Origin of the sequence: Saccharopolyspora aridisoli (genome assembly GCF_004348445.1) — a bacterium.
Classification (GTDB): Bacteria; Actinomycetota; Actinomycetes; order Mycobacteriales; family Pseudonocardiaceae; genus Saccharopolyspora; species Saccharopolyspora aridisoli.
Window position 1 is genome coordinate 1 of sequence record NZ_SMKV01000072.1, and the last position, 1,889, is coordinate 1,889.

Annotated in this window: 1 protein-coding gene; it reads left to right on the forward strand. The window is 68.7% G+C overall.

Annotation, left to right across the window (positions count from 1 at the left end):
* Window positions 1-1,889, forward strand: a 1,889-nt coding sequence (gene acs / locus E1161_RS26865) for an acetate--CoA ligase (protein WP_132627534.1), incomplete at both ends; no start/stop codon positions are given.

The window sequence follows — 1,889 nt, forward strand, 5'->3', positions numbered from 1 at the left end:
CCGTCCGAGGATTTCGCGGCGCAGGCCAACGCCACGTCGGCGCTCTACGGCCAGGCCGATGCGGACCGCGAGGCGTTCTGGGCCGAGCAGGCATCGCGGTTGCAGTGGGACAGCGAGTGGAACCAGGTCCTGGACTGGTCCGACGCGCCGTTCGCGAAGTGGTTCGTCGGCGGCAAGCTCAACGTGGCCTACAACTGCGCCGACCGGCACGTCGAAGCCGGCCACGGCGACCGCGTCGCCATCCACTGGGAAGGCGAGCCCGGCGACACCCGCGCCATCACCTACGCCGAGCTGCAGCGCGAGGTCTCCCGCACCGCCAACGCCCTCACCGAACTCGGTGTGGGTGCCGGTGACCGGGTCGCGATCTACCTGCCGATGCTGCCCGAGGCCGTGTTCTCCATGCTGGCCTGCGCCCGCCTCGGCGCCCTGCACAGCGTCGTGTTCGGCGGCTTCTCCGCCGAAGCGCTGCGCTCACGCATCAACGACGCCCAGGCCAAGGTCGTCATCACCGCCGACGGCCAGTACCGCCGCGGCAAGGCCATGCCGCTGAAGGCCAGCGTCGACGAGGCCGTCGCCGACGCCCCCAGCGTCGAGCACGTGCTCGTCGTCCAGCGCACCGGCACCGACGTCACCTGGAACAGCCCGCGCGACGCGTGGTGGCACGAGGTCGTCGACCCCCAGCCCGAATCCCACGCCCCGGAGGCCTTCGACAGCGAACACCCGCTGTTCATCCTCTACACCTCCGGCACCACCGGCCGCCCCAAAGGCATCCTGCACACCTCCGGCGGCTACCTCACCCAGGCCGCCTACACCCACCACCACGTCTTCGACCTCAAACCCGACACCGACGTGTACTGGTGCACCGCCGACATCGGCTGGGTCACCGGCCACACCTACATCGTCTACGGGCCCCTGGCCAACGGCGCCACCCAGGTCATCTACGAAGGCACCCCCAACACCCCCCACGAAGGCCGGCACTGGGAAATCGTCCAGAAGTACGGCGTCACGCTCTACTACACCGCCCCCACCACCATCCGCACCTTCATGAAGTGGGGCGCGGACATCCCCGCCAAGTACGACCTGTCCTCGCTGCGGGTCCTCGGCTCGGTCGGCGAACCGATCAACCCCGAAGCCTGGATCTGGTACCGCACCCACATCGGCTCCGACCGCACCCCCATCGTCGACACCTGGTGGCAGACCGAAACCGGCGCGATCATGATCTCGCCGCTGCCCGGCGTCACCGCCACCAAACCCGGCTCCGCGCAAACCCCACTACCCGGCATCTCCGCCAAGGTCGTCGACGAAACCGGCACCGAAGTCGAACCCGGCGGCGGCGGCCTGCTCGTGCTCGACAAGCCCTGGCCCTCCATGCTGCGCGGCATCTGGGGCGACGACGAACGCTACAAGGACACCTACTGGTCCAAGTTCGCCGACCTCGGCTTCTACTTCGCCGGCGACGGCGCCAAGTACGACACCGACGGCGACCTGTGGCTGCTCGGCCGCGTCGACGACGTCATGAACGTCTCCGGCCACCGCATCTCCACCACCGAAGTCGAATCCGCCCTCGTCTCCCACCCCAACGTCGCCGAAGCCGCCGTCGTCGGCGCCAGCGACCCCACCACCGGACAAGGCATCGTCGCCTTCGTCATCCTCCGCGGCGGCGTCGCCGACGAAGCCGGCGGCGAAGCCGCACTCGCCGAACTCCGCAACCACGTCTCCAAGGAAATCGGCCCCATCGCCAAACCACGCCAGATCATGGTCGTGCCCGAACTCCCCAAGACCCGATCCGGCAAGATCATGCGCCGCCTGCTCCGAGACGTCGCCGAGAACCGCGAAGTCGGCGACGTCTCCACACTCGCCGACTCCTCAGTCATGGACCTCATCTCCAA